Origin of the sequence: Bacillus sp. ISL-51, from assembly GCF_018613535.1 — a bacterium.
Classification (GTDB): Bacteria; Bacillota; Bacilli; order Bacillales; family Bacillaceae; genus Bacillus.
In genome coordinates, this window is the sequence record NZ_JAGGQB010000005.1 from 377,662 (window position 1) to 401,550 (window position 23,889).

Consider the following 23,889-nt stretch of genomic DNA (forward strand, 5'->3'; position numbering starts at 1 on the left):
TTCGGCAGCCTGTTTTTGTTATGTACGCTTCTGTCACTGATTATAATTAAGCGCTTGAGCCAAATTTGACTTAATCGTAATATTTGAGAAATTAATACCGAGCTGAACGGCCGTTTGGGCGATTTCCGGCCTGATTCCGGATAAGGTCGATTTGACTCCGATTAAATTAAGCGCCTCAATCAATTTAAAGATTTGGTGCGCCACCATCGTATCCACGACCACCACGCCCGACAAGTCGATTAACAAATGCTCGACAAGCCTGTCTGCACAGGTGCTCAACGTGTTTTCAAGAATAAATTTAGCCCGCTCAGTGTCGATATCCCCGACAAGGGGCAAAAGGGCCGTGCGTTTGCTGAGTGTGATGACCGGCGAGCTTAATTCTAATATCATTTCCCGCTGCGCGTTCAGCTGCATTTTCGAATTATGCTCGGCATGATCAACAAACGTATAAATGGTAAAATCAAATACCTGAACGATTAAATCCTCCCATTTCTTCCTTTCTCCCCGTGCAAACAAAGACTCATGAGAATCGGCAAACGCATCGTAATAACTTTTATACAGCGTCCGGTTTCTCATAAATTCACGGACCACATATTGAACGGGTGTGTCTAAATGCTTCTGGTCCTTCGCAAGCTCGATCACCCACCGTTCGAACTCTTCCAAAAATTCTTTTTCCGGTTTGATATACATGTTATTAATATGCCGGTAAAATTCTTTATCCTGCTCAAAAAGTTCTTCTGTCATAACCGGATTCGTCAAGGAATAGATCGAATTGGGGTCTGTGTCTTCCATTGTGTCGATCCAATCTTTTGCAATTTGATCAACCTGTCCTGAAAAATATTCGTATAATGCTTCATTTAGTTTCATACCTCTTCTCCTTTCCCATTTCCAATTATAGCGTCAGCGGGTGCCGATTCACAGTGAAAGCTGTTAATCCATCCATTTATTTGAAAATAATTAGTGCAATGGATTGCGCCTGTTTTGTCAAAATGCTTCAAATGTCTCTTTCCAAGCGGCGGTCTCTGCCATAAAATAGTAGCAACACCCTTGTATCCACTTGCAAACATAAAAAAGGAGGGCTTTTTTATGAATGGTGAAATGCGCTTGATCCCGTATGTCACGAATGAGCAGATGATGGATGTGAACGAGCTTCCTGAGGGTATTAAAGTGATTAAGGCGCCAGAATTGTGGGCAAAAGGGTTTAAAGGCAAAGATATTAAAATCGCGGTTCTTGATACAGGCTGCGACACGAACCACCCGGATTTAAAAGATCGGATTATCGGCGGTAAAAATTTTACCGATGATGACGGAGGCAAAGAGGATGCGATTTCCGATTATAACGGACACGGCACCCATGTTTCCGGAACGATTGCTGCTAATGATGCAAACGGCGGAATTTCTGGGGTTGCGCCAGAGGCAAGCCTGTTAATCGTCAAGGTGCTCGGCGGTCAAAACGGCAGCGGAAAGTATGAATGGATTATTAACGGCATTAATTATGCGGTTGAACAAAAGGCTGATATTATTTCCATGTCACTCGGCGGACCGAGCGATGTGCCGGAGCTGAAAGAAGCCGTCACAAATGCCGTGAAAAACGGCGTGCTGGTCGTCTGCGCAGCAGGAAATGAAGGTGACGGAGACGAGCGGACAGAAGAGCTTTCTTATCCCGCTGCTTACAACGAAGTCATTGCAGTCGGATCGGTTTCCGTAGCTCGAGAATCGTCTGAATTTTCAAACGCCAATAAAGAAATTGACCTTGTCGCTCCAGGAGAAAATATTCTCTCCACCCTCCCTAATCATAAATACGGAAAGCTGACGGGCACTTCAATGGCAGCCCCGCATGTGAGCGGAGCGCTCGCCTTGATTAAAGGGCTTGAACAAGATGCTTTTCAGCGAACGCTGTCTGAGGCTGAAGTTTATGCCCAGCTTGTACGCCGGACGCTTCCGCTTGATATTGCCAAAACATTAGCGGGGAACGGATTTCTTTATTTAGACGCACCTGACGTGCTGATGGAAAAAGCCGAACAGTCACAGCTGCTGTCTCTATAATATTTTTTTCATATAATGTTATCTTCATTTGTCAGATATTCAGTTTTTAAAATATGAGATTTTCTATTGACAGTGATCTTCATAAGCTGTTAAGATTACCAACAAATGATGTAACTTTTCAAAAAAATTAAAATAATTTCTCTTATCGAGAGTTGGGCGAGGGATTGGCCTTTTGACCCCAACAGCAACCGACCGTAATACCATTGTGAGATGGGGCGCGTGATTTTTGCGCCGAGACGATTTGTCTCTTAAGGCACGGTGCTAATTCCATCAGACGTGATCTGAGAGATAAGAGAGGCTGACTTTTGATGTTAAAGCCTCTTTCTCTCATGAGAAAGAGGCTTTTTTGTTACATCTCACTAAAGGAGGAGACATAATGACAACAATTAAAACTTCGAATCTGGGTTTTCCGAGAATCGGCTTGAACAGAGAATGGAAAAAAGCGCTTGAGGCGTATTGGAAAGGAAATACCGACAAAGAAACATTTCTTAAAGAACTTGACGGACTATTTTTATCCGCGGTCAAAACACAGCTTGATCAGCATATCGATATTGTGCCGGTGTCTGATTTCACCCATTATGACCATGTGCTTGATACAGCCGTCAGCTTTAACTGGATTCCGGAAAGGTTCCGCAGCATTACCGATCCCGTTGATACATATTTCGCCATTGCCCGCGGCGCAAAAGATGCCGTTTCTAGTGAAATGACAAAATGGTTTAATACCAACTACCATTACATCGTTCCTGAATATGACAAAAGCCTGGAATTCCGCTTAACAAGAAACAAGCAGCTTGACGATTACCGCCGGATTAAAGAAGAATTCGGAGCGGAAACAAAACCTGTTATCGTCGGCCCGTTCACATTTGTCACGCTTGCCAAAGGCTATGAACAATCAGAAGCGAAAGCCATTCAAAAACGCCTCGTCCCTCTTTACGTCCAGCTTTTGAAAGAGCTTGAAGCAGAAGGCGTCAAATGGGTTCAAATTGATGAGCCTGCGCTCGTGACAGCTTCTTCTGAAGATGTCCGCGCCGCAAAAGAACTCTATGAAGAAATCACAAAAGAGCTGTCAGGCTTGAATGTTCTTTTACAAACGTATTTTGATTCCGTTGATGCTTACGAAGAACTGATTTCTTATCCGGTACAAGGCATCGGGCTTGATTTCGTGCATGATAAAGGCAGAAACCTTGAACAGCTGAAATCGCACGGCTTCCCGAAAGATAAAGTGCTGGCAGCAGGTGTGATCGACGGACGCAACATTTGGAAGATCGATGCTGAGGAACGCCTTGATGCGGTTCTAGACATTCTCGGCCACGCGGATATTGAAGAGTTGTGGATTCAGCCTTCCAGCAGTCTGCTGCACGTCCCGGTAGCGAAACATCCTGACGAGCACCTGGAAAAGGATTTGCTGAACGGACTGTCATACGCAAAAGAAAAATTAGCTGAACTTGATGTCTTGAAGAAAGGGCTTTTGTCCGGAAAAGCCGCGATCAGCGAACAGATTGAGCAATCCAAGGCAGCTCTGGATGCTTTGAAAGCTTTCGCTACAGGAGCAAACTCCGATCAAAAAGATGAGCTTAATCAATTGACAGAACGAGATTTTTCCCGTCCTGTGCCGTTTGAAGAGCGTCTCGCACTTCAGAATGAATCGCTCGGCCTTCCCCTTCTGCCGACGACGACGATCGGGAGCTTCCCGCAGTCTGCTGAAGTGCGCAGCGCGCGTCAAAAATGGCGGAAAAAAGAGTGGACTGATGAACAGTACCAAGCATTTATTAATGCAGAAACAAAACGCTGGATTGACATCCAGGAAGAAATCGGACTCGACGTGCTCGTTCACGGAGAATTCGAACGGACGGACATGGTTGAATATTTCGGTGAAAAACTCGCCGGTTTCGCCTTTACAAAATATGCTTGGGTGCAATCTTACGGTTCACGCTGCGTCCGTCCGCCGGTCATTTTCGGAGATGTCGAATTTATCGAACCGATGACTGTAAAGGATACGGTTTACGCCCAATCGCTGACAGAAAAACATCTGAAAGGCATGCTGACGGGCCCTGTTACCATTTTAAACTGGTCATTCCCGCGTGTGGATATTTCCAGAAAAGAAATCGCCTTCCAAATCGGCCTCGCCCTCAGAAAAGAGGTAAAAGCGCTTGAGGATGCCGGTATTCAGATTATCCAAGTGGATGAACCGGCGCTTCGGGAAGGTCTTCCGTTAAAAACGCAGGATTGGGATGAATATTTAACATGGGCTGCAGAAGCATTCAGATTAACGACGTCTTCTGTGAAAAATGAAACGCAAATCCATACACATATGTGTTACAGCAACTTTGAAGATATCGTTGATACGATTAATGACCTTGACGCAGATGTAATTACGATCGAACACAGCAGAAGCCATGGAGGATTTTTAGAATACTTGAAAGAACACCCTTACGTAAAAGGCCTCGGGCTCGGCGTATATGACATTCACAGCCCGCGTGTTCCGGCTACTGAAGAAATCTATCAAATTATCGATGACGCGCTTGCAGTGTGTCCGACTGACCGTTTCTGGGTGAACCCGGACTGCGGGCTTAAAACAAGACAGCAGGAAGAAACCGTTGCGGCTTTAAAAAATATGGTGGACGCGGCGAAGCAGGCCAGAAAGAAGCAAACTCAGCTTGTATGACGAAAAAAACCATCCGTTTTCAGGCGGATGGTTTTTTCTATTATAATGAAGCGATCATATCACGGTATGAGCCGTCCCCTTCTTTTTCAATGGTGATGTCCCGTTTTTCGTCAACTGCCAGTACAGTCAGAGATGTATCATGAATATAGGAAGAGTTCCAAAGTTCGGAAAGCTCCCGCTGTTTCACATTTTTTTGCTTGAAGGGATCCTTTTTAACCGTACGAAACTTGAGTGATCTATATTAATTTATAAGGGAGGACATTGTGTCACAGCCTGATTTACCTAATATCACCCCTGTCGTTACACATTCCAGAGACGATACCATTAACCTTCTGCTTTCATCTATTGCTATGGAAGAGCTGGGAATGGCCCATATAATGATCAGAACCTTTCTGCTGATATTACGGTTAATGCGGCAAACACTGTGTTTACTATCGGACCGGCAGGGAGATATTATATCTCTTACCAGATCAATTTAACGGCCGGATTACTGGTAAGCTCACGTGTTTTAATTAGTGGTACAGCATTTACAAGTTCAATTATTGCTCCGGTCGCATCTTTGGCAAATTTTAATAACTCCTTTATTGTTTCGCTGACTGCCGGAAGTACAATTCAGCTGCAGCTGCGCTGCTTGCGGGCAGTGCGAGAGCGGCTTTAAACATTACCCGTTTGTCCTGAGTGCAGATAAAAAAAGGATCAGGCGTTTGTCCGCTGATCCTTTTTCAATTGAGACAGAAGCGCTTGCGCCGGTTTGAATTGCGGGTTGGCTTTTACGGATTTTTTGGCGTAAGCGATGGCCGTCATCTCATGATTTAATTCGGCATGGCACATTGCCATGTAATAAAAAGCCCTGAAGTCAGCGGCTCCTTTTAAAATAAGGTGTTCCGCGTTTTCTTCTTGAATCTGCGTTCCGCTTTCAAATGCTTTTATCGCTGCCCGGTACTTTTTAAGATGGTATAAAACAAGGCCTTTATAATAGTGCAGATTGCTGTAATCAGGGTACAGCCTGAGCACTTTATCAATTCCCTGCTCCGCTTCATCATACCTTTTCAGCTCAAGTAAAATCGTATATTTTAAATAATATAAGAGAGACGGCGGCATCCGTTTTTCACTTAAAAACTGAAAAATCGAACCGTTGACAAGGTGCAGCGCTTTTTCATAATCTTTTATTCTATAGCATTCACTTGCCAAATGATAGACAAGCCAAGGATCGGGATTTTCCTGAGAAAGCTCTTCATTTAAAATGCTGATGTTCCGTTTATGTTTTTGCTTTACTTTTTCTTCTTGCTCCAAGTAGCCATAGTGATGAATCACACAAGGAAGGGTAAAAAAAGCTTTGTTATCTTCCTCATTGGCGGATGTGATAGTTTCATGTATTCTGCCTTGATAATAGAGGCCTTGCCTGTTTCTGAACAGCTTGGCTGCATGCTTTCAAACGCTTCGTTTTCGTCTAAGGGCTTCCCCGTATAATTTACGATTTTTAAGAGGCCGCGGCTCGGCAATTCGTCATGCAGCAGCGCGGTTAAAAAACTGCCCGTCTCCTGATCAATCTCCTCGTCAGCGTCTAATATTAAAATCCAATCTCCCTCGGCATGCTGCAGGCCGTAATTTCTCGCCTTTGAAAAGTCATTTTCCCATTGAAAGTCAAACACTTTGGCATTAAAGCTTCTGCAAATGGCTTTTGTATTATCCTGTGATCCCGTGTCTACAATAACGATATCATCCGTGATGTCTTGTACACTTGATAAACAACGGGAAATGTGGCGTTCTTCGTTTTTTACAATCATACAAAGAGTCAGCTTACTCTCCGGATTTCCGCTCATTTTCTCACCTTTCTCGTTTTTGGAGTTGTTGATTGAACCAAGGCCGTCCTGGCTTTCCGTTCATCGTTACGACAGTTGGACGGACCCATCTGACGGCGGATTCAGCAGGTGTTTCTATTTCATGTTCCTGCCATTGCTGAAGCAGCCTTATCGCCTGTTTCGTAATGGGATGTGCCTGAAATTCCCTGGGGCATTCAGAAATGAATTTTTTCGTACGGGCCGCAACAGCCTTCATTTCATGAAAGTGCCTCTCATACATATGCTTCTGCTCCCTTTCCAAACTGATCATTAAAAACAGCCGCCCGCCCGTTTCCATCTGCCAGCGGCACAATGCGGAAAATAACCTGATCTCTTCTTTATAGTTTGAATTTCCCCTCTTATCGACTGTGATGGTTAATATATTTAACAAAGCGATTGTGAGACAATGCATGGCTTCAAACGATGCCTTGCGGGCCTTTTTTATTTCTTGATACGGCATCTGTTTCACCCGTCTCTCATTTTATGAACGTTCCTCTCTGTCTTCTTTACTGCCGCACTCCTCACATTCCTCACCTTCACAAGCCTCACACTCACAGCAATCAATGCGGCCGTAAAACAGCCCGTCACACGGATCAGCATCAGGCGGCGGATTCGGAAAGTACGGGTCTTCAGGTTCATCAGGATCATTGGGGTCTTCAGGGTCCCGCGGTTCGTCTGGATCGTCCGGATTGTCCGGATCGTTGAGGTCTTCAGGGTCCCATGGGTCGTCTGGATCGTCTGGATCGTCTGGATCATCTGGTTCGTCCGGATCATCAGGATCATTGGCGTCCATACAGAGCTGAGAGTCCTGTAAATAGATAATATCCTCCAGCTTTGTCTGCAAAAGGAGCTGGGATTTCATGACAGTGCGCAAGAGCCGTTCTGTGCTTCTATTTAACCCTAACAATTCCCGGAATGGAGGATCATCGAAAGCGTCGAGATACGTTTGGATTTTTTCCGCTTCCGCCTGCAAAATATGGGATAGCCCGATTTCTTCCATTGCCACGGATGAAAGTAGAAGATTCAGGGTTTCACATCTGGTGAGTGTAACGTCGGGGGTGATGTTCGGTATGTTTGGAAGAGACATCGATTTCTCCCTCGTTTCTCATGGTGTATGATGCGCTATATATTATTCTTATTCCGAGAGAGAAGAGATCATTACTGATGTTTTCAGCATAAAAAAACATCCCGTACGCCTGATCCGGGATGTTTGCCAGTTTTATTTCAGCTCAAGTTTGACATCAACATTTCCTCTTGTCGCCTTTGAGTATGGGCAGAACTCGTGGGCTTCCTGAACAAGTTTCTGTGCTGTTTCTTTATCCAGCCCTTTTGTATCAATGACAAGCGTTACGCCGATTTTAAATCCGCCGTCGCTTTCATCCTTCATAAGGCTGACTTGCCCTTCGATTTCAGATTTTATGTCGATTTTATGTTTTTTGGCGGCGAGCTCGAGCGCTCCCCCGAAACAAGCTGCATATCCCGCTGCGAAAAGCTGTTCAGGATTTGTTCCGGTTTCTCCGTCTTTTTTTTCATTCGGCATGACGACATTAAAATCCAGCACGCCGTCGTCTGATTTGATATGCCCTGCCCGTCCGCCGACTGCGGTCGCTTTTGAAGTAAATAGTGCCATTTGTTATCAGCCTCCTCATTGTACTTATTGTTTATATTACCCATGCACATATTTTTAAACATGATAGGAATAGGAAATAGGTCATTTTTCGGATACAATAGGAGTAACGTTAACAAAGAGTTGGTGAAAACATGGCAGAAAAAGAATTTGAACATATGAAACTGGAGAATCAGCTTTGTTTTTTGCTGTATGCAAGCTCAAGGGAAATGACGAAAAGATATAAACCCCTCCTTGATAAGCTGAATGTGACCTATCCGCAATATTTGGCCCTGCTTTTATTATGGGAACATGAGGAGCTGAATGTAAAACGGATGGGTGAGCTCCTGTATCTGGACTCCGGAACCCTTACTCCGATGCTCAAGCGGATGGAGCAGCACGGAATCATTATGAGAAAAAGATCGGCAGAAGATGAACGGTCCGTCACCATCCGGCTGACGGATAAAGGACGGGCTTTACAGGAAACGGCGGCGGATATTCCCAGTGTCATGCTCGAGCAGACGGGACGTTCTGAAGAGGAATTAAAGCAGTTAAAGCGCTCCCTTTATGAGCTGTTGAAAACATTGCACTGCATAAAATGAGGATGCCCTTCATCAGGCATCCTCATTTTTTTATTCTGCTGCTTGAAGCTTCACTTCAATATTCCCGGCTGTTGCTTTTGAATAAGGGCAGACACCGTGGGCTTTTTGGATGAGTGCTTCCAGATCCGCTTTATCGATACCGGACGCTTTGACTTGCAGGGAAACGCCGAGTTTATAGCCTTGATCCGCTTCATCTTTTAATAAACTTACGTGTGCTGTGACTTCTGTTTCAATCTTGAGGCGCTCTTTTCTGGCTACAAGCTGAAGGGCGCTGTCAAAGCAGGCGGAATATCCGGCGGCAAACAGCTGTTCAGGGTTTGTTGCATGTTCCAGCTGTTTCGCACGCGGCGTTCCCGGCATTGCGACATCAAGGTTCAGCACCCCGTCAGATGACGTTACTTTTCCTTCTCTTCCGCCGGCGGCTGATACTGTTGCAGTAAATAATGGTTTTGTCATGAGATTCACCTCTAATATATTTTATACAATCATATTGTACACAATTTAAATAGGGACGTCAATCTTTCCGCAACATAAAAAAGCTTACCCCTGAAAAGGGATAAGCTTTAAACAGTCATACGCGGATTTGTCCGTTTCCTTTGATAATGATCTTTGTTGAAGTTAACGCAGGCAGCCCCATCGGTCCTCTCGCATGGAGTTTTTGCGTGCTGATGCCGATTTCGGCTCCGTATCCGAATTCAAAGCCGTCTGTAAATCGGGTAGATGCATTGTGATATACAGCGGCAGCATCAACGGCCGTCTGGAAATATGCCGCGTTTTCGTTATTTTCAGTCAGAATGGCTTCTGAATGGTTTGTGCCGTATTGCTGGATATGGCGGACTGCCTCCCGGACGTCCGGCACTGTTTTCACACTGAGAATCGGCGCCAGATACTCCGCTCCCCAATCGGCCTCTTCTGCTTGTTTCGCTTCCGGCTTCAGCTTGCATATGACGTGATCTCCGCGAAGCTCCACTCCTGCTTTTACAAGCTGGTTCAATAGCTCTAAACCGTGCTCATTCGCCCAGTTTTCATGAATCAAAAGAGATTCAATCGCATTACAAACGGAAGGCCGCTGTGTTTTGGCGTTGATCACGACCTCACTTGCCATTTTTGGATCTGCTGATTCATCTATGTATACATGGCAGTTCCCCGCTCCGGTTTCTAACACGGGCACGGTTGATTCCCTGACCACCAGATCAATCAGATTTTTGCCGCCGCGCGGGATTAATACATCCAATCCGTCATTTAATGTAAAAAGCTGCTTCGCGGTTTCTTTGCTTGTATCTTCGATAAGCTGAATCGCATCGACCGGAAGCTTTGAAAGCCCAAGCGCCCGTTTCATCACGCTGACAAGCGCTTTGTTGCTGTGGATCGCTGACGAACTCCCCCGCAGCACAACCGTGTTTCCTGTTTTTAAGCAAAGTGTGGCCGCATCGACGGTTACGTTAGGTCTGGCTTCATAAATCATGCCTACGACTCCGAGCGGCACGCGGATTTTTTCGATAGATAAGCCGTTCTCTTTTTGAATGGTTTCCAATGTTTCACCGACGGGGTCTTTAAGCCCGATCAATAATTCCACCGCGTCCGCTATGTCGAGGAGGCGTTTTTCGTCAAGGGTCAGCCTGTCGATAATGTCAGGTGTCAGCCCTCTTTTTTTTCCCGCTTCAATATCTTTTTGATTTTCTGTTAAAATCAATTGGCGTTCGTTTCTGAGTCCGCCTGCAATGAATTGCAGCGCTTCGTTTTTTTCCGCCGTCGTTTTCATGACCATTTCGGCAGCCGCTTCTTTTGCCAAAGCCGCTTTTTGCAATACTTCACTCATGTGTTTTCCCCCTCGTCAAATAAATTCACCCAATCGTCTCTATGAATCACTTCAACTTGTTTCATGCCTGCGAGTTGATCGCTCCGCTTTCCTCTGACTTTCATAATCTGATCGGATGAGTAATGCGTCTGCCCTTTGCCGATGATGCCGCCGGGCCCTCTGACTTCCACCACGGCCCCTTTCGGGAAATGGCCGCGGACATCGGCAACGCCGGCCGGAAGGAGGCTGCTGCCATTATGAATCATCGCCTGCTCCGCTCCTCCATCAATAATGATTTCCCCGGATATCGGAGAATGAAACATGATCCATTGCCGCGTATTATTCACTGAGGATAACTCTTTGTCGCCGATATATGTGCCGTCTCCATTTCCGTTTAAAATGGCGCTGAGCTTTTCTCTTCCGCTTCCGGTTCCGATAAATACCTTAACCCCGAGGGACAAAGCGGTCTGGGCAGCGAGAAGTTTTGACTTCATGCCCCCGGTGCCGACCTTTGATCCGGCCGAGCCTGCGTAACCAAGCAATTCAGGCGTAATGTCATCCAAGTAATCAAACCGTTTCGCGTCGGGCTGTTCATTCGGATTGGCATCGTAAAGCCCGTTAATATCGGTGAGAATCATCAATTGGTCCGCATGTATCAGCCCGCTCACAAGCGCGGACAGCATGTCATTATCGCCGAAGGTCAGCTCTTCGACTGAAGTGGAATCATTCTCGTTAATAATCGGCACAACCCCCCGTTCCAATAATTCCATGATCGTCGCATACGCATTTCGATACCGTTCTCTTTTTGAGAAATCTATTCTCGTCAATAGGATTTGCGCCGGAGTGAGACCGTGCCTTTTTAATTGGCTCATATATTGCTGCATTAAAAGCGTCTGACCGACCGCAGCCGCGGCTTGCTTCCCTTTGATCGTAACGGGGCGCGACGGGTAGCCGAGGGCAGAAAAGCCCGCAGCTACGGCGCCTGACGTGATGAGGATCATTTCATGGCCTTCCTGCTTTAACAAAGAAATGGCTTCAACATGCTCCTTCATTTTTGCTTCATCAATACTTCCGTTACTGTTGGTGAGCGAACTGCTCCCGATTTTCACAACGATTCTTTGCTTTTTCATTGTTTTCTCCTCCGTGGCAATCAATCCAAACCGGCTTTCCATAAAAAAAGCCCATTTCATCCTGAATATAAGGACGAAATGGGCTTTCCGTGGTACCACCTTGATTGAACGCGTTTTTCACGCGTTCCGCTTTCCCTGTAACGCCAGGTTATCGCGCTTGAGTTTTCCCCTCAAGACTCCAAGGCAGGTTCGGCAGGTTTCATGCGGCAAAATGTTTCAGCGGGCCATTTTGCTCTCTGTCACAGAAAGTCCTGCGTACTAATCCTCTTCAACGCTCAATGATTTTTTTATATTATGCAAAGAAAAAAGTATCTTGTCAAGATATTTTTTCACTAAAAACAGCCCGCCTCCTCAGGCGGACCGTCAATTAATTAAATACGATTGTTTTGTTCCCGTGAACGATCACACGGTCTTCCAAGTGCCATTTTACGGCTCTTGCCAATACGCTGCGTTCAATGGTTCTGCCGATATTTTTCAGGTCGTCGGCATTATCTCTGTGGTCAACGCGTTCAATATCCTGCTCGATAATCGGGCCTTCATCAAGATCGTTCGTAACATAGTGAGATGTCGCGCCGATTAATTTCACTCCCCGCTCGTATGCCCGTTTATACGGATTCGCGCCGATAAAAGCCGGCAGGAATGAATGGTGAATGTTGATAATCCGATTCGGATGAGCCGATACAAAGTCAGGCGTTAAAATCTGCATATATCGGGCCAGTACAATGACGTCAATGTCATATTGCTTCAGCAGTTCAAGCTGATGACGCTCCGCTTCCGCTCTGATGTCTTTGTTTGCTTTCATATAATGGAACGGAATATTCAGCGGTTCAACCAATTCTTTTGCATTCTCATGGTTGCTGATGACGGCCGCTATTTCAGCCATCATATTGCCGCTTTGCCATTCCCAAATCAGCTCATGAAGACAGTGCAGTTCCTTCGAGACAAAAATCGCCACCCGCTTCAGCTCGCTTGCCAATGTCAGGCTCCACGTCATGCTGAATGTGTCAGCGATTGAGGCGAATGCCTGTTTTAATTCCTCTTTTTTTTCACGAATGCCTTGGCAGTCGAATTCGATTCTCAGGAAAAACCTTCCGCCTTCAGGGTCTGTTGTATATTGGTTTGACTCAATAATATTTGCGCCGTGATCAAACAAAAAAGCTGACACAGCCGATACAATTCCCGGCTGGTCGGGGCAGCTGACAAGCAGGCGCCCTTTTTCCTCATTACCTTCGCGGTATTCCTTCAGCCGCTGTGTCATATATGAATTCATATTTTTAATCCCTCATATCTTTGTAATTCGTAAACTAATTATAAATTATACTTAAGATTTGATAAAAATCAATTTCACGAAAGAATTTTCAGTCCGACAGCGGCGCATAAAATTAACGCAATAAAAAAGATACGCTTTGCATCCTTCTGCTCGCCGTAGAAAAGAATACCGGCCAAAGCGCCGCCGGCCGTGCCGATACCGGTCCAGACTGCATAGGCCGTTCCCATCGCAATCGTTTCCATCGCATAAGATAGAAGAGAAAAAGAAGCCGCAAAGCCAACGATAATAAAAAGAATCCACTTGAACGTTTTCTCTTTTTGATATTGATTTATCAGAACGACACCGAGCATTTCAAAAAGGCCCGCGGCAATTAAGCTGATCCAATGCATCATTCACCCTCCTCCTTCGTTTCAGGGTTATCCTGCGTTACCAGTTTTAAACCAATGACGCCGATCAGCAAAACACCGATCAGCACGATTTTTACGGGAGCCACCTGTTCCTTAAACAGAATGATTTCACAAAGCACCGTTCCGGCCGTGCCGAGCCCGGTAAATACTGCATATACCGTGCCTACCGGCAGGCTGCTTGCCGCCTTTATTAATAAATAAAAGCTGATGACGATTCCGACGGCCGTGCCGCTCCACGCCAGCGCTGAATCTGCATGTTTCAGCCCGATGACCCATACGACTTCAAATACGGCCGCAAAAATGACTAAACTCCATTTCATCTTGTTCACCCTTTCTGTTTTCCGGACAATACAAAAATGCCCGGGCAGTCGTCTCTCATGAGATTGACTCTCCCGGGCTTTTTTCCCTCCGTGTGCATATGCGGGGATATGTCCGCATATGTGTTTTCTCTCGGACCAGACCACGTGATGCATGCGGAACCCTAGAAAACATGTCTGGCTGTATCATACTACATCTTGATATAACGTTCAATTGTCAGATTTTATTTCGTAAACCGCAAGCTGTCTGCCCCATTTTTCTACGGTTTGGCCGGTGATCATGCCGATCTTTTCTGCCACACGGACGGATGCACGGTTATTCGGATCAATCAGCGCCGTCAAACGCCCGTAATGAAGTTTGCCGAAGCCGTATTCCAGACAGGCTTTTGCGGCTTCTGTCGCGAAGCCGCGCCCCCAATGGCAGCGGGCAAACATATAACCGATTTCCATCACCGTGCTCCCGTTAACCGTCTGCGGCACGATCCCGCATTGGCCCAAAAACCCGTTCGTCTCCTTTTCTTCCGCTATCCAGAGACTGACCCCGTACCCTTTTGCCAATCGTTTGTTCCAAGCAATCCATTCCTTCGTTTCCCGTTTACTTTTAAGAGAGGGATAATATTTCATGACCTCCGCGTCTGTAAACAGCTTATACAAATTCTGCTCATCACTATCCTGCATTGCCCGCAGGCGGATCCGCCCGGTTGTCAGGATGGTATCAGAAAGCTTGTTTTTCCCCATACGCGCCACGGCTCCTTTCCCTGTATAAAATTATCTATACGGAAGGGAAAGTCCTTTTTCAACCTGAAAAAACAGCTTTTAAAAGGCGGTTCTGACGCCTACCAAGGTTTATCCGTACCAAGCGCGTCTGCCAGGGCCTTGCTGTGCTTTAGGCGGTTTTTTCGTTCGGCGGCCCGCTGGACGGCAGTATTATGAAGCATGATTTCTTCCTCTGTTTCCGGCACGATTCTCGGGACGGGTACGGATTTGCCGTTTGCATCAAGAGCAACAAACGTCAGAAATGATGTGGCCGCAAGCTCCCGTTCCCCCGTCATTAAATGCTCCTTAATCACTTTGACAAACACTTCCATAGACGAAGTGCCTACCCAAGTGACATAAGATTCAAGGCACACGGAATTATCTTGACCGATCGGCCGCAAAAAGTCCACAGAATCCATTGAAGCTGTGACTGTTTCACATCGGCAGTGCCGGGCTGCTGAAATAGAGGCGATATCGTCAATGTAACTCATCAGCTTCCCGCCAAACAGCGTGTTGTGATTATTCGTGTCAAGCGGAAATACCCGGCTTGTTTTTACCACCCTTGTTTCTTTGCAAAATCTCGATTCAGGTAACTTCATATCATTCAAACTCCCCTTTGGTGTCTGCTCGTATTGAGTCATTCTTTTGTACCACCTATTAAACAATACTTTCGCCGCTTTGTCTAAAATTTTAAATGTTAAGCTGGTAAGATGTTCTGCCAGAAATGTTTCATTATTCTTCACTAAAGGGAATAATATACGCACATTGACCACGGACAGGAGGATTTTACATGGACGTATCCATTCCGAAATTCAAGCAGAAACCGGCATGCCGCAGTGAATATGATGCTTTACAAACGGTCATTTTATGCCGGCCTGAACATATGGCAATTAAAGATATTATTAATGAAACGCAAAAGTTTTTTGAACATGAGAATATCGACATCACTATCGCCAAAAAACAGCACAGCGACTTCGTCAGCATATTAAAAGCACATCATATTGAAGTCATCATGCTGCCTGAGAATCGCGAATTGCCGGAACAAGTATTCACTCGGGATATCGGATTTGTTTTGGGCGGAACCGCCTTTATTTCCAATATGGCCGCATCTGTCCGGCAGGGAGAAGAAAAGGCATTTCAAAAGCTGCTTGAAGACGAGAACGTACCTTTTATCCGCATGGAAGAAGCGAATATTGAAGGCGGCGACGTCATGATCGCAGGTGATACCGTTTACGTCGGTCTGAGCGACCGGACGGAACAAGCGGCTGTTGCGGAGCTCGAAAACGCGCTGCCGGAATACACCGTTGTGCCGATCCCGTTGCAAGAGGATTTTTTGCATTTGGACTGTGTGTTTAATATTATATCGGACACTGAAGCGCTATACTGCCGTAAAGGCTTGCGGCAGAAAGAAATTGACCTTCTTTCCAAACGTTTTGAACTGATTGAAATACCTGAAAAAGAACATTTTACCCTCGGCCCGAATGTGCTTTCGATCGGTCATAAAACGATCATCAGCCTGCCGCAGCACCGCCATACGAATAGCGAGCTGAAGAAAAGAGGCTATCGCGTCATTGAAACCGATCTTTCCGAAATTATTAAATCCGGGGGTTCCTTCCGCTGCTGCACCTTGCCGATTGTCAGGAGATCATAAACATTTTAAAAGGCGGATTCCCCTAAGATGCGGTAATATAGAGAAGACATTACTTTAGAGGGGGAAACCGAATGGCTAAGTACATAGGATACGCAGGAACATATACAAAAGGCGGAAGTGAAGGCATTTATTGTTTTGAACTCGATACAGAAGCAAAACGGCTCAGCCGGACGAAGCTGGCCGCAAAGCTCGGCAACCCGACTTACGTTACACCGAATTCAGATAACAGCATGCTTTATTCCATTGAAAAAACAGACGGAAAAGGCGGCGTCGCTGCCTATCAGATCAATGGCACAAGCGGGGAATTAACATTTGTGAACCATCAGCTGATTGATGGGCCTTCTCCGTGCCATGTCAGCGTTGATGATAAACATGAATTTGTCTTAACCGCTAATTATCACAGCGGTAAAGTTCACGCCTTTCCGGTCGGTCAAGACGGCAGGCTTCAGGCAGCAGCAGCTGAAGCCGCTCATACGGGGGCAGGCCCTCATGAAAGACAGGAAAAACCGCATACGCATTTCGCAGGCTTTACGCCTGAGCACAATTACATCGCGGCCGTTGATTTAGGAACGGATAAACTGTACACGTACCAATTGAAAGAAGGCGCCCTGCAAGAAGTAAAAAGCCATTCATTTGCACCTGGTTCAGGACCGCGCCACATTGTTTTCCATCCGGCTGAAAAATACGCCTATGTGATGACTGAAATCAGCAATGAAGTCATCGCTCTTGAATATAACCCGACATTGGGCGAGTTCAGAGAGCTTCAAGTCATTTCCGCTTTACCGGAGGGCTTTACTGACAAATCCCAAGGGAGTGCGATTCGAATCTCAAAAGACGGCAGATTTCTTTATGCCGCTAACCGCGGACACGACAGCATTGCCATCTTTAAGATCAACCAATATTCCGGTGAATTATCACTTGTTGAATGGGTGTCAACAGAAGGAAACTGGCCGCGGGATTTCGCGCTTGATCCGTCTGAAGCATTCGTCGTTGCCTCAAATGAGGAGACGGGAAACCTCGTCCTGTTTGAACGTGATCAAGAAACAGGCAGACTGACATTGCTGCAATCTGACGTATCTGTTCCGTATCCGGTCTGCGTTTCATTTTTGTATCAATCCTAAACAAAAAGAAAGCTGGCTTATCAGTCAGCTTTCTTTTTTGTATAAGTGACAGGCTACAAACCGCCCTGCCTTTACTTCTTCAAGTTCAGGCACGGCTTTGGCGCACACATCCATCGCTTCAGGGCATCTCGTCCTGAAGACGCAGCCGCCGGGCGGATTGACCGGGCTTGGCAGCTCCCCCTTTAAAATAATCCGTTCACGCTTGTCCTCCAGCTCAGGGTCAGGAATCGGTATCGAGGATAAAAGCGCCTTTGTATAAGGGTGAAGCGGTTCGCGATAAAGCGCGCCGCTTTCCGTAATTTCCATCATGCGCCCTAAATACATGACACCGATGCGATCACTGATATGCTTGACCATCGATAAATCGTGGGCGATAAACAAAAAAGTCAGTCCTTTTTCCTTCTGCAGCTTCTTGAGCAGATTGACGACCTGGGCCTGCACAGACACATCAAGGGCTGAAATCGGCTCATCCGCTACAATAAACTCAGGGTGCAAAGAGAGCGCTCTGGCAATGCCGATCCTCTGCCTCTGGCCGCCGCTGAATTCGTGCGGATAGCGGCTGCCGAAGTCGGGGTGAAGACCTACCGCTTCAAGCAGCTCATCCGCTACCATCAGGCGGGCTTTTCGCGTATTGTACAGCTTGTGGATTTCCATCGGCTCCATAATGATTTCTCGTACCGTCAGACGCGGATTCAAGGAAGCGTAGGGATCCTGGAAAATCATCTGGAGCTTGCGAAAGAAGCCGGCCCGCTTTTCAGCGCTTATATTGTGAATGTCCGTTCCTTCATATGATACTGATCCGGCCGTCGGCTGATACAGGCGGAGGATGACTCTGCCGAGCGTCGATTTCCCGCAGCCAGACTCTCCGACAAGGCCGAATGTCTCCCCTTTTTGAATGTGAAAGCTCACACCGTCTACCGCTTTAACCGTTTGCTTTCTGCCCGCGTCAAAATGCATTTTAAGCCCGCTGACTTCAAGGAGCGGAGAAGCCGTCATTTCCTTTCCCCCTTTCCGCTGAAACAGCGGCGTATTATACATAATTCTTGTTCATAGATCGTTCCTTCTAACGGGAGCACTTCAATTGTTTTACCCGTTTTCGGCGAGTGCAGCATCCGCCCGCCGCCTATCGCCAAACCCACGTGGTGAACGGCGCCTTTTCCTTTTTCATAAGCAAAAAACAAAAGGTCGCCCGGCTGCATTTCGCTTACCGGCACGCCGATCCCGGCCTGTGCCTGGTCTGTGGCATCACGCGGCAGCGCATAGCCGTTTGCTTTAAAAATCGAAAACATAAATCCCGAGCAATCATAACCGAATCCGCTCAGGCCTCCCCACAAATAAGGAAGCCCGAGAAACGCCATTCCCGTTTCGATAATGTCATGCGCCCTTCCCTGCGTGTGCCGCAGCACCCCGGCATCTGTTTCTTTCAGGAATCGTTCCCCGAACGGAGTCAGCACCCTGATCAATCCATCCTGCTGACCTGCGGCAGGCAGACGCGTTAAGAAACTCATTTCCGATTCCCGCTCGCCGTTTTTGTTATATAAAAAAGCTGTCGGCTTGGTGATCCATACGGTATGAGGAGATGTACCGAAGCGGCTTTTAGAAAGCTGGCATGTTTTCACCCACCCCGGATAGCCGCGCGCATCTTTTTTCGAAGGCTGGCCCGGAATGACGACAAAAGCCCAATCTCCCTCCTCTTTGAGCACGATGACTTCTTCACCGAAGAGCACCTGTGTTTGAACAAGATTGTCCGTGCATAATTGAAGCCGCTCCTCATATCCCATGTGCGCCAGCCATTTTCTGATGTTCACCGGATTTCCAAGCATCGGCGCTTCAGCCGGTCGCGGAGAAGACGGCGACGTCCATATATTGGCCACAGCAGCTGTAACGACCGCTTTCATCTCTCCGCCTCCTCTGCCGACAAGACACCGGTAATGCCGAGCCCCGGGTCGTCAGGAATGGTAATCTGACTGCCGCTGTATGATATGCCGCCTTGGATGATATCTGTTTTCAGCATTAGCGGCGCATCAAAATCAAATCTTGTCACGTTTCGTTTGCTTGCCGCAAAGTGGGCTGCCGCGGTAATGCCGAGTTTCGTCTCAATCATGCTGCCGACCATACATTCCACCCCGCACGTTTCCGCCATCGCATTGATGGTCTCCGCCCGCTTGATTCCTCCTGCTTTCATCAGCTTAATATTGATCATATCGGCGCTTCTGGTTTGCAGCACGTGAAATGCCTGCTGCGGGGAAAAGACGCTTTCATCAGCCATGATCGGTGTCTCAGTCGCATCGGTGACCTGCTTCAGGCCGGCGAGATCGTCTTTATGGACGGGCTGCTCGACAAGCTCGATCTCAAGTCCGGCATCCTCCATTTTGCCAATGGCGGTCACTGCCTTTTTCGGCGTCCAGCCCTGATTGGCATCCAGCCTCAGCTTCACGTTTGCGCCGACGCGCGCTCTGATCGCCCGGATTCGTTCAATATCATCGGCTATCTCATCTTTGCCCACTTTTATTTTCAACGTATGAAACCCCTCTTTCAGATAACCGGCCGCGTCTTCGGCCATCTCCTCAGGAGAATTGACGCTGACGGTAAAGTCTGTTTCGAAGGTGTTGCGATAACCGCCAAGCAGCTGGTAAAGCGGGACTTCGTTCATTTGCGCCCAGCCGTCATAAACAGCCATATCAATCGCCGCCTTTGCGCTCTCATTTCTCTCTAAAAGCCGGCTGATGTCATAAAAAATCGCTTCCGGGCTATGAAGGCTCCGCCCCAGCAAAACGGGCTTCAGAACGTCATGAATGGCGCTTTCGATGCCCGCCATGCTGTCGCCTGTAATGACAACAGTCGGGGGCGCCTCCCCCCAGCCGGCCAGGCCGTTGTCATATGTGATCTTCACAATGACCGATTCAGCTTTGTATACCGTCCGTAAAGCGGTTTTAAACGGTTTTTTCAGAGGCACGGAGATTCGGCTTGTATGAATACCAGTTATCCTCACTTTTGGTCACTCCTTCAAGAAACTCCCGGTTCAATCGTTACCGTTTTTGCAACTGTATCCATGACTGCGCGCACACCGATCGGAACGGCAAAGCTCGGTGAACAGTGGCCGATTTTAAAGCCCTTGAGCGCAGGTTTTCCTGATTTGACAATATAATCTTCCAAAACCTGCTCTAAAGTGAGCGATTTTTCTTTTTTCTGCGGCTCACATTGATGGAAATCACAGACGAGTATTCCCGCGGCATCCGACAGCTTGCCGGCCATTTTTAATTGATTCAGCATTCTGTCGATTTGATACGGCTCCTCATCGATATCTTCTATAAACAGCAATTTGCCTTTCGTATCAATTTCAAAGGGCGTGCCGAGTGTTGAAGTGATGAGTGACAGATTGCCTCCCGCAAGCTCTCCTTCGGCTCTTCCGTCCGACAGCGCCGAAAGCGGGGATATGTCTTCTGTATAGGTGAATTCCGTTTCTGAGAAGAGCTGCTGATACGATGCTTTCGTAAGGGGATGCACATCGTCAAGACCGATATCTGAGCTCAGCATCGGACCGTGAAAAGTGACGAGCCCCGTATTTTGATGAATGGCTGTATGTAAAAACGTGATATCGCTGTATCCCCAAAAAATCTTCGGATTGCTGCGGATTAAGCCGTAATCGATATCAGCGGCGATGCGGCCTGTGCCAAATCCTCCGCAGGCGCATAAAACCGCTTTAACATCCTTATCAGCGAACATGTCATGCAAATCATCCAGCCGAACGCGGTCCTCTCCCGCCAAATAGCCATGCCGGTTCTTCAGCGCCCGGCCGAGTTTCACTTGAAGGCCAAGCTCCGTTTCTAAAAAAAGCTGCGCCGTTTTTAACGCTTCACTGTCAGGCGGGCTTGCGGGTGCAATCACACCGACCGTGTCACCTTTTTGCAGAGCCTTCGGTTTATGTTTCATGGCTTCCCATTCTCCTTTCCTTCCCTTTCGAGAAAGTGAAAAATACCGCTCCCTTGCCGGCAAAAGAGCAGTATGGTTTCAATTTAACATCAGGACTTTTCCGCCCATTTTAAATCAATGTAGCCGACGGGATGGCGGACAATGCCCTTCACGTTTTCGTTCTGCAAATGAACCTGGTTGTAAAAATAAATCGGAATAATAGGCGCTTCATTGATCAGCAGCTTTTCTGCCTTATGCATAAGCGCAAATCGTTTTTTCGCATCGGCTTCATGCTGTGCCTGTTTAATATAGCTGTCGTAAGCTGTGCTTCCCCAGCCTGTGCGGTTCATTGAATTTCCTGTCTGGAATGCTTCGAGAAAGCTGATCGGATCTGCGTAATCAGGTAAAAATGAGCTTTGTGAAAATTGAAATTTCAGCCCTTTCTGCTCCTCTAAAAAGACGTTCCATTCCATATTGGCAAGCTTGACGTCAACGCCGAGCACGCCTTTCAGCTTTTGCTGAATCGCTTCCGCTATTTTCTTATGCTCCGGTTTTGTGCTGTATGTCAGTGTAACGGCCGGCAGCTTGTCATAATGCTCTTCTGCCATGCCCTTTTCCAAAAGTTTCTTTGCCTCTGCTTCGTTTGCGGTTAATAAGCTGCCGCCCGCTTCGCGGAAATCTTTGCCGTCAGGCTGTGTAAATCCCGGAGATACAAAGGCATGAGCCGGCTTTTCGCCGTTTTTGGTCACATAGTCTGTGATTTCTTTTTGATCGATGGCCATCGCAAACGCTTTTCTGATCTTTTCATTTTGAAACGGTTCCATTTTCACATTAAAACGGTAAAAATACAGGCCGGCCTGATCCCACGTATGAACATTTTTCTGACCCGTCAGCTGCTCGCTCAGCTCGGCCGGAACATATGACGTATCTAAATCTCCTGACTGGAACATCTGATAGTCTGTATTGCGGTCACTGACCATCGCCCACGTGATTTTATCAAGCCTGACAGTCTTTTTATCCCAGTACGAATCGTTTTTTTCCATTGTGATACTGTCGTCATGCTTCCATTCGGTCAATTTAAACGGCCCGTTCCCGACAAAGCTCTTCGCTTCAGTGAACCATTTCGGATCAGCCTTGGCGACCTTTTCATTAATAGGAAAATACGCCGGATTTGAAACCACGCTCAGAAAATAATCTTGCGGGGCAGCAAGCGTCACGACAAGCGTTTTCTGATCTTTTGCGGTGACTTTCACATCTTCTTTTTTGCCTTTTCCGCTGTTAAATTCTTCTCCGCCTTTTATCATGTAGCCGAGAAAAGCGGAGGATGCACCCGTTTTCGGATCCAGCATCCGTTTCCAGGCATATACGAAATCGCCGGCTGTGACCGGATCGCCGTTCGTCCATTTGGCGTCATCCCGTATCGTAAAGGTATACGTCAGCTTATCATCGGACACCTTCCAGCTTTTTGCCATGGCAGGTTCGGGTTTATTATCTTTTCCGAGCCTTGTCAATCCCTCCATGATGTTGTTCAGCGGCTGCCACGACACATTATTAAATCCGATCGGAGGATCGAATGAGGTCGGCTCATTCTCATTATTCAGCCGGAGCACGGTCTCACTCCCCTGCTCTTTCGCTTTCCCTCCGCCAGCTTCCGTTCCCGCCTGCTCATTGGCCGTACAGCCCATCAAGGCAAACGAAAGCGCAGCCGCAACTCCTATCGCCCATCTCTTTTTCATCTGAATCCTCCTTTTTCCTCTGCTGCTGTCAGTTGTTTTTGCACGCGCTGCTCTGCGCGTTCGTCCTGGAGCCAGCAATTTACCATGTGGCTTTTTGATTTAACGGTTGTTTCGGGATATACTTTCTCACAGACGATCATCCTGTCCGGACAGCGGGCCGCAAACGGACATCCCGCCGGAGGATCGAATAAATCAGGCGGCGTGCCGTCAATCGGCATAAGCTCAGCCCCTTCCATATCCAGCCGCGGCACAGAATGGAGCAGCCCTTTTGTGTAAGGATGGTTCGGATGATAAAAGATATCATGCCTCGTGCCGATTTCCGCAATTTTCCCTCCATACATGACTGCTACCCTGTCAGCAACCTGGGCGACAACACCAAGATCATGTGTGATCAGAATAATAGATACGCCGGTTTTTCTTTGAATCTCCTTAAACAATTCCAGTATTTGTGCTTGAATCGTCACATCAAGGGCCGTTGTCGGTTCATCGGCGATCATAATCTCCGGCTCGCATATAAGAGCCATCGCGATGACAATCCGCTGCCGCATACCGCCGCTTAACTGGTGGGGGTATTGCTTGAGCCGCGTCTTCGAATCAGGAATGCCGACCAGTCCCAGCATGGAGAGCACCTCGGCTTCAGCTTGTTTTTTTGTCATGGCCCGGTGTTCCAGAAGTGCTTCTGAAAGCTGATCTCCTACGGTTAAGGTGGGGTTCAGCGCCGTCATCGGATCTTGAAAGATCATCGAGATATCCCGCCCCCGTATCCCCCGCATTTCCCGTTCCGGCAATTTGCAAAGGTCTTTCTGTTTAAACTGTATGCTCCCGGATTCAATCCTTGCTGAATGTTTTGGAAGAAGACCCATCACTGTTTGGGATGTCACACTTTTTCCGCAGCCAGATTCGCCGACAATCGCAAACGTTTCGCCTTTATACAAATCAAAGCTGACGCCTCTTACAGCCTTAACAGTGCCTCCGTACGTTGAAAAAGTAACATGCAGGTCTTGAACTGAAAGGACTTTATGTGCCATACT

At 47.2% G+C, this 23,889-nt stretch carries 26 protein-coding genes, 1 pseudogene, 2 riboswitches and 1 other annotated feature; of the genes and pseudogenes, 7 read left to right on the forward strand and 20 right to left on the reverse strand.

Annotated elements, in window-relative coordinates; all coding sequences use genetic code 11:
* Window positions 1-33: 33 nt before the first annotated feature.
* Window positions 34-867 carry an STAS domain-containing protein gene (locus tag J7E26_RS06665; protein ID WP_214799780.1) on the reverse strand — a complete coding sequence of 278 codons (834 nt, stop codon included), beginning with the start codon at window positions 865-867 and terminating at the stop codon, window positions 34-36.
* A 219-nt stretch (window positions 868-1,086) separates the two neighbouring features.
* On the opposite strand from J7E26_RS06665, the gene J7E26_RS06670 reads away from it, so the two are divergent.
* Window positions 1,087-2,046, forward strand: a complete 960-nt coding sequence (locus J7E26_RS06670) for a S8 family peptidase (RefSeq protein WP_214799782.1) — start codon at window positions 1,087-1,089, stop codon at window positions 2,044-2,046.
* 139 nt (window positions 2,047-2,185) lie between these two features.
* Window positions 2,186-2,341: riboswitch (SAM riboswitch) on the forward strand.
* 81 nt (window positions 2,342-2,422) lie between these two features.
* Window positions 2,423-4,711: a 5-methyltetrahydropteroyltriglutamate--homocysteine S-methyltransferase gene (metE, locus tag J7E26_RS06675; RefSeq protein WP_214799783.1), complete on the forward strand. Its 2,289-nt coding sequence runs from the start codon at window positions 2,423-2,425 to the stop codon at window positions 4,709-4,711.
* Between the two features lie 40 nt (window positions 4,712-4,751).
* Here the strand turns inward: metE and J7E26_RS06680 are convergent, their stop codons facing one another.
* Window positions 4,752-4,898 (reverse strand): hypothetical protein, encoded by a 147-nt coding sequence (locus tag J7E26_RS06680; RefSeq protein ID WP_214799785.1) that lies wholly within the window; start codon window positions 4,896-4,898, stop codon window positions 4,752-4,754.
* Between the two features lie 76 nt (window positions 4,899-4,974).
* Between J7E26_RS06680 and J7E26_RS18665 the strand changes: the two genes are divergently transcribed.
* Complete coding sequence (locus tag J7E26_RS18665) at window positions 4,975-5,190, forward strand: alpha-helical endospore appendage domain-containing protein (protein ID WP_483861459.1); 216 nt, start codon at window positions 4,975-4,977, stop codon at window positions 5,188-5,190.
* Window positions 5,136-5,369 carry a BclA C-terminal domain-containing protein gene (locus J7E26_RS06685; RefSeq protein ID WP_483861460.1) on the forward strand — a complete coding sequence of 78 codons (234 nt, stop codon included), beginning with the start codon at window positions 5,136-5,138 and terminating at the stop codon, window positions 5,367-5,369. The genes J7E26_RS18665 and J7E26_RS06685 overlap by 55 nt, the downstream gene beginning before the upstream one ends.
* 38 nt (window positions 5,370-5,407) lie before the next feature.
* On the opposite strand, the pseudogene J7E26_RS06690 reads toward J7E26_RS06685, so the two are convergent.
* From J7E26_RS06690 to ohrB, 4 genes and pseudogenes are all read right to left on the reverse strand, one after another.
* Window positions 5,408-6,534 (reverse strand): annotated as a pseudogene (locus J7E26_RS06690) (glycosyltransferase).
* 4 nt (window positions 6,535-6,538) lie between these two features.
* Window positions 6,539-7,012: a hypothetical protein gene (locus J7E26_RS06695; protein WP_214799789.1), complete on the reverse strand. Its 474-nt coding sequence runs from the start codon at window positions 7,010-7,012 to the stop codon at window positions 6,539-6,541.
* Between the two features lie 21 nt (window positions 7,013-7,033).
* A complete protein-coding gene (locus J7E26_RS06700; RefSeq protein ID WP_214799791.1) occupies window positions 7,034-7,639 on the reverse strand; it encodes an alpha-helical endospore appendage domain-containing protein in 606 nt (201 codons plus the stop codon).
* A gap of 132 nt (window positions 7,640-7,771) precedes the next feature.
* Entirely contained in the window at window positions 7,772-8,182 is a 411-nt protein-coding gene (ohrB, locus tag J7E26_RS06705; RefSeq protein WP_214799793.1) for an organic hydroperoxide resistance protein OhrB, read from the reverse strand.
* Between the two features lie 131 nt (window positions 8,183-8,313).
* Here ohrB and J7E26_RS06710 point away from each other — a divergent pair, with 131 nt between their 5' ends.
* Window positions 8,314-8,760, forward strand: a complete 447-nt coding sequence (locus J7E26_RS06710; protein ID WP_214799796.1) for a MarR family winged helix-turn-helix transcriptional regulator — start codon at window positions 8,314-8,316, stop codon at window positions 8,758-8,760.
* Window positions 8,761-8,790: 30 nt separating this feature from the next.
* Here the strand turns inward: J7E26_RS06710 and J7E26_RS06715 are convergent, their stop codons facing one another.
* The 8 genes from J7E26_RS06715 to J7E26_RS06750 form a co-directional block, all read right to left on the reverse strand.
* Window positions 8,791-9,216, reverse strand: coding sequence for an organic hydroperoxide resistance protein (locus J7E26_RS06715; protein ID WP_214799798.1), 426 nt, complete (start codon window positions 9,214-9,216; stop codon window positions 8,791-8,793).
* A gap of 115 nt (window positions 9,217-9,331) precedes the next feature.
* Window positions 9,332-10,579 carry a glutamate-5-semialdehyde dehydrogenase gene (locus J7E26_RS06720; RefSeq protein ID WP_214799800.1) on the reverse strand — a complete coding sequence of 416 codons (1,248 nt, stop codon included), beginning with the start codon at window positions 10,577-10,579 and terminating at the stop codon, window positions 9,332-9,334.
* Complete coding sequence (gene proB, locus J7E26_RS06725) at window positions 10,576-11,688, reverse strand: glutamate 5-kinase (RefSeq protein WP_214799801.1); 1,113 nt, start codon at window positions 11,686-11,688, stop codon at window positions 10,576-10,578. Before proB ends, J7E26_RS06720 begins: the two co-directional genes overlap by 4 nt.
* A 66-nt stretch (window positions 11,689-11,754) precedes the next feature.
* Window positions 11,755-11,969: a binding site (T-box leader), on the reverse strand.
* An 86-nt stretch (window positions 11,970-12,055) separates the two neighbouring features.
* Window positions 12,056-12,958 (reverse strand): formyltetrahydrofolate deformylase, encoded by a 903-nt coding sequence (purU, locus tag J7E26_RS06730; RefSeq protein WP_214799803.1) that lies wholly within the window; start codon window positions 12,956-12,958, stop codon window positions 12,056-12,058.
* A 74-nt stretch (window positions 12,959-13,032) separates the two neighbouring features.
* Window positions 13,033-13,350 (reverse strand): DMT family transporter, encoded by a 318-nt coding sequence (locus tag J7E26_RS06735; protein WP_214799806.1) that lies wholly within the window; start codon window positions 13,348-13,350, stop codon window positions 13,033-13,035.
* Window positions 13,347-13,685, reverse strand: a complete 339-nt coding sequence (locus tag J7E26_RS06740; protein WP_214799808.1) for a DMT family transporter — start codon at window positions 13,683-13,685, stop codon at window positions 13,347-13,349. The genes J7E26_RS06735 and J7E26_RS06740 overlap by 4 nt, the downstream gene beginning before the upstream one ends.
* Before the next feature lie 67 nt (window positions 13,686-13,752).
* Window positions 13,753-13,861: riboswitch (guanidine-I (ykkC/yxkD leader) on the reverse strand.
* A gap of 31 nt (window positions 13,862-13,892) precedes the next feature.
* Complete coding sequence (locus tag J7E26_RS06745) at window positions 13,893-14,420, reverse strand: GNAT family N-acetyltransferase (RefSeq protein ID WP_214799809.1); 528 nt, start codon at window positions 14,418-14,420, stop codon at window positions 13,893-13,895.
* 98 nt (window positions 14,421-14,518) lie between these two features.
* Window positions 14,519-15,037 (reverse strand): acyl-CoA thioesterase, encoded by a 519-nt coding sequence (locus J7E26_RS06750; protein ID WP_214799811.1) that lies wholly within the window; start codon window positions 15,035-15,037, stop codon window positions 14,519-14,521.
* Between the two features lie 191 nt (window positions 15,038-15,228).
* Between J7E26_RS06750 and J7E26_RS06755 the strand changes: the two genes are divergently transcribed.
* Both J7E26_RS06755 and J7E26_RS06760 read left to right on the forward strand, forming a co-directional pair.
* A complete protein-coding gene (locus tag J7E26_RS06755; RefSeq protein ID WP_214799813.1) occupies window positions 15,229-16,089 on the forward strand; it encodes a dimethylarginine dimethylaminohydrolase family protein in 861 nt (286 codons plus the stop codon).
* 71 nt (window positions 16,090-16,160) lie between these two features.
* A complete protein-coding gene (locus tag J7E26_RS06760) occupies window positions 16,161-17,210 on the forward strand; it encodes a lactonase family protein (protein ID WP_214799815.1) in 1,050 nt (349 codons plus the stop codon).
* Between the two features lie 24 nt (window positions 17,211-17,234).
* Here the strand turns inward: J7E26_RS06760 and J7E26_RS06765 are convergent, their stop codons facing one another.
* The 6 genes from J7E26_RS06765 to J7E26_RS06790 all read right to left on the reverse strand — a co-directional run bounded on the left by J7E26_RS06765 (window position 17,235) and on the right by J7E26_RS06790 (window position 23,886).
* Window positions 17,235-18,206, reverse strand: coding sequence for an ABC transporter ATP-binding protein (locus tag J7E26_RS06765; protein ID WP_214799817.1), 972 nt, complete (start codon window positions 18,204-18,206; stop codon window positions 17,235-17,237).
* Window positions 18,203-19,108, reverse strand: a complete 906-nt coding sequence (locus tag J7E26_RS06770; RefSeq protein WP_214799840.1) for a C40 family peptidase — start codon at window positions 19,106-19,108, stop codon at window positions 18,203-18,205. Before J7E26_RS06770 ends, J7E26_RS06765 begins: the two co-directional genes overlap by 4 nt.
* Window positions 19,105-20,202: a mandelate racemase/muconate lactonizing enzyme family protein gene (locus tag J7E26_RS06775; RefSeq protein ID WP_214799842.1), complete on the reverse strand. Its 1,098-nt coding sequence runs from the start codon at window positions 20,200-20,202 to the stop codon at window positions 19,105-19,107. Before J7E26_RS06775 ends, J7E26_RS06770 begins: the two co-directional genes overlap by 4 nt.
* Before the next feature lie 14 nt (window positions 20,203-20,216).
* Window positions 20,217-21,143, reverse strand: a complete 927-nt coding sequence (locus J7E26_RS06780) for a S66 peptidase family protein (RefSeq protein ID WP_214799844.1) — start codon at window positions 21,141-21,143, stop codon at window positions 20,217-20,219.
* Window positions 21,144-21,232: 89 nt separating this feature from the next.
* Complete coding sequence (locus J7E26_RS06785; protein ID WP_214799846.1) at window positions 21,233-22,858, reverse strand: peptide ABC transporter substrate-binding protein; 1,626 nt, start codon at window positions 22,856-22,858, stop codon at window positions 21,233-21,235.
* Entirely contained in the window at window positions 22,855-23,886 is a 1,032-nt protein-coding gene (locus J7E26_RS06790; RefSeq protein ID WP_214799848.1) for an ABC transporter ATP-binding protein, read from the reverse strand. Before J7E26_RS06790 ends, J7E26_RS06785 begins: the two co-directional genes overlap by 4 nt.
* Between the last annotated feature and the right edge of the window lie 3 nt (window positions 23,887-23,889).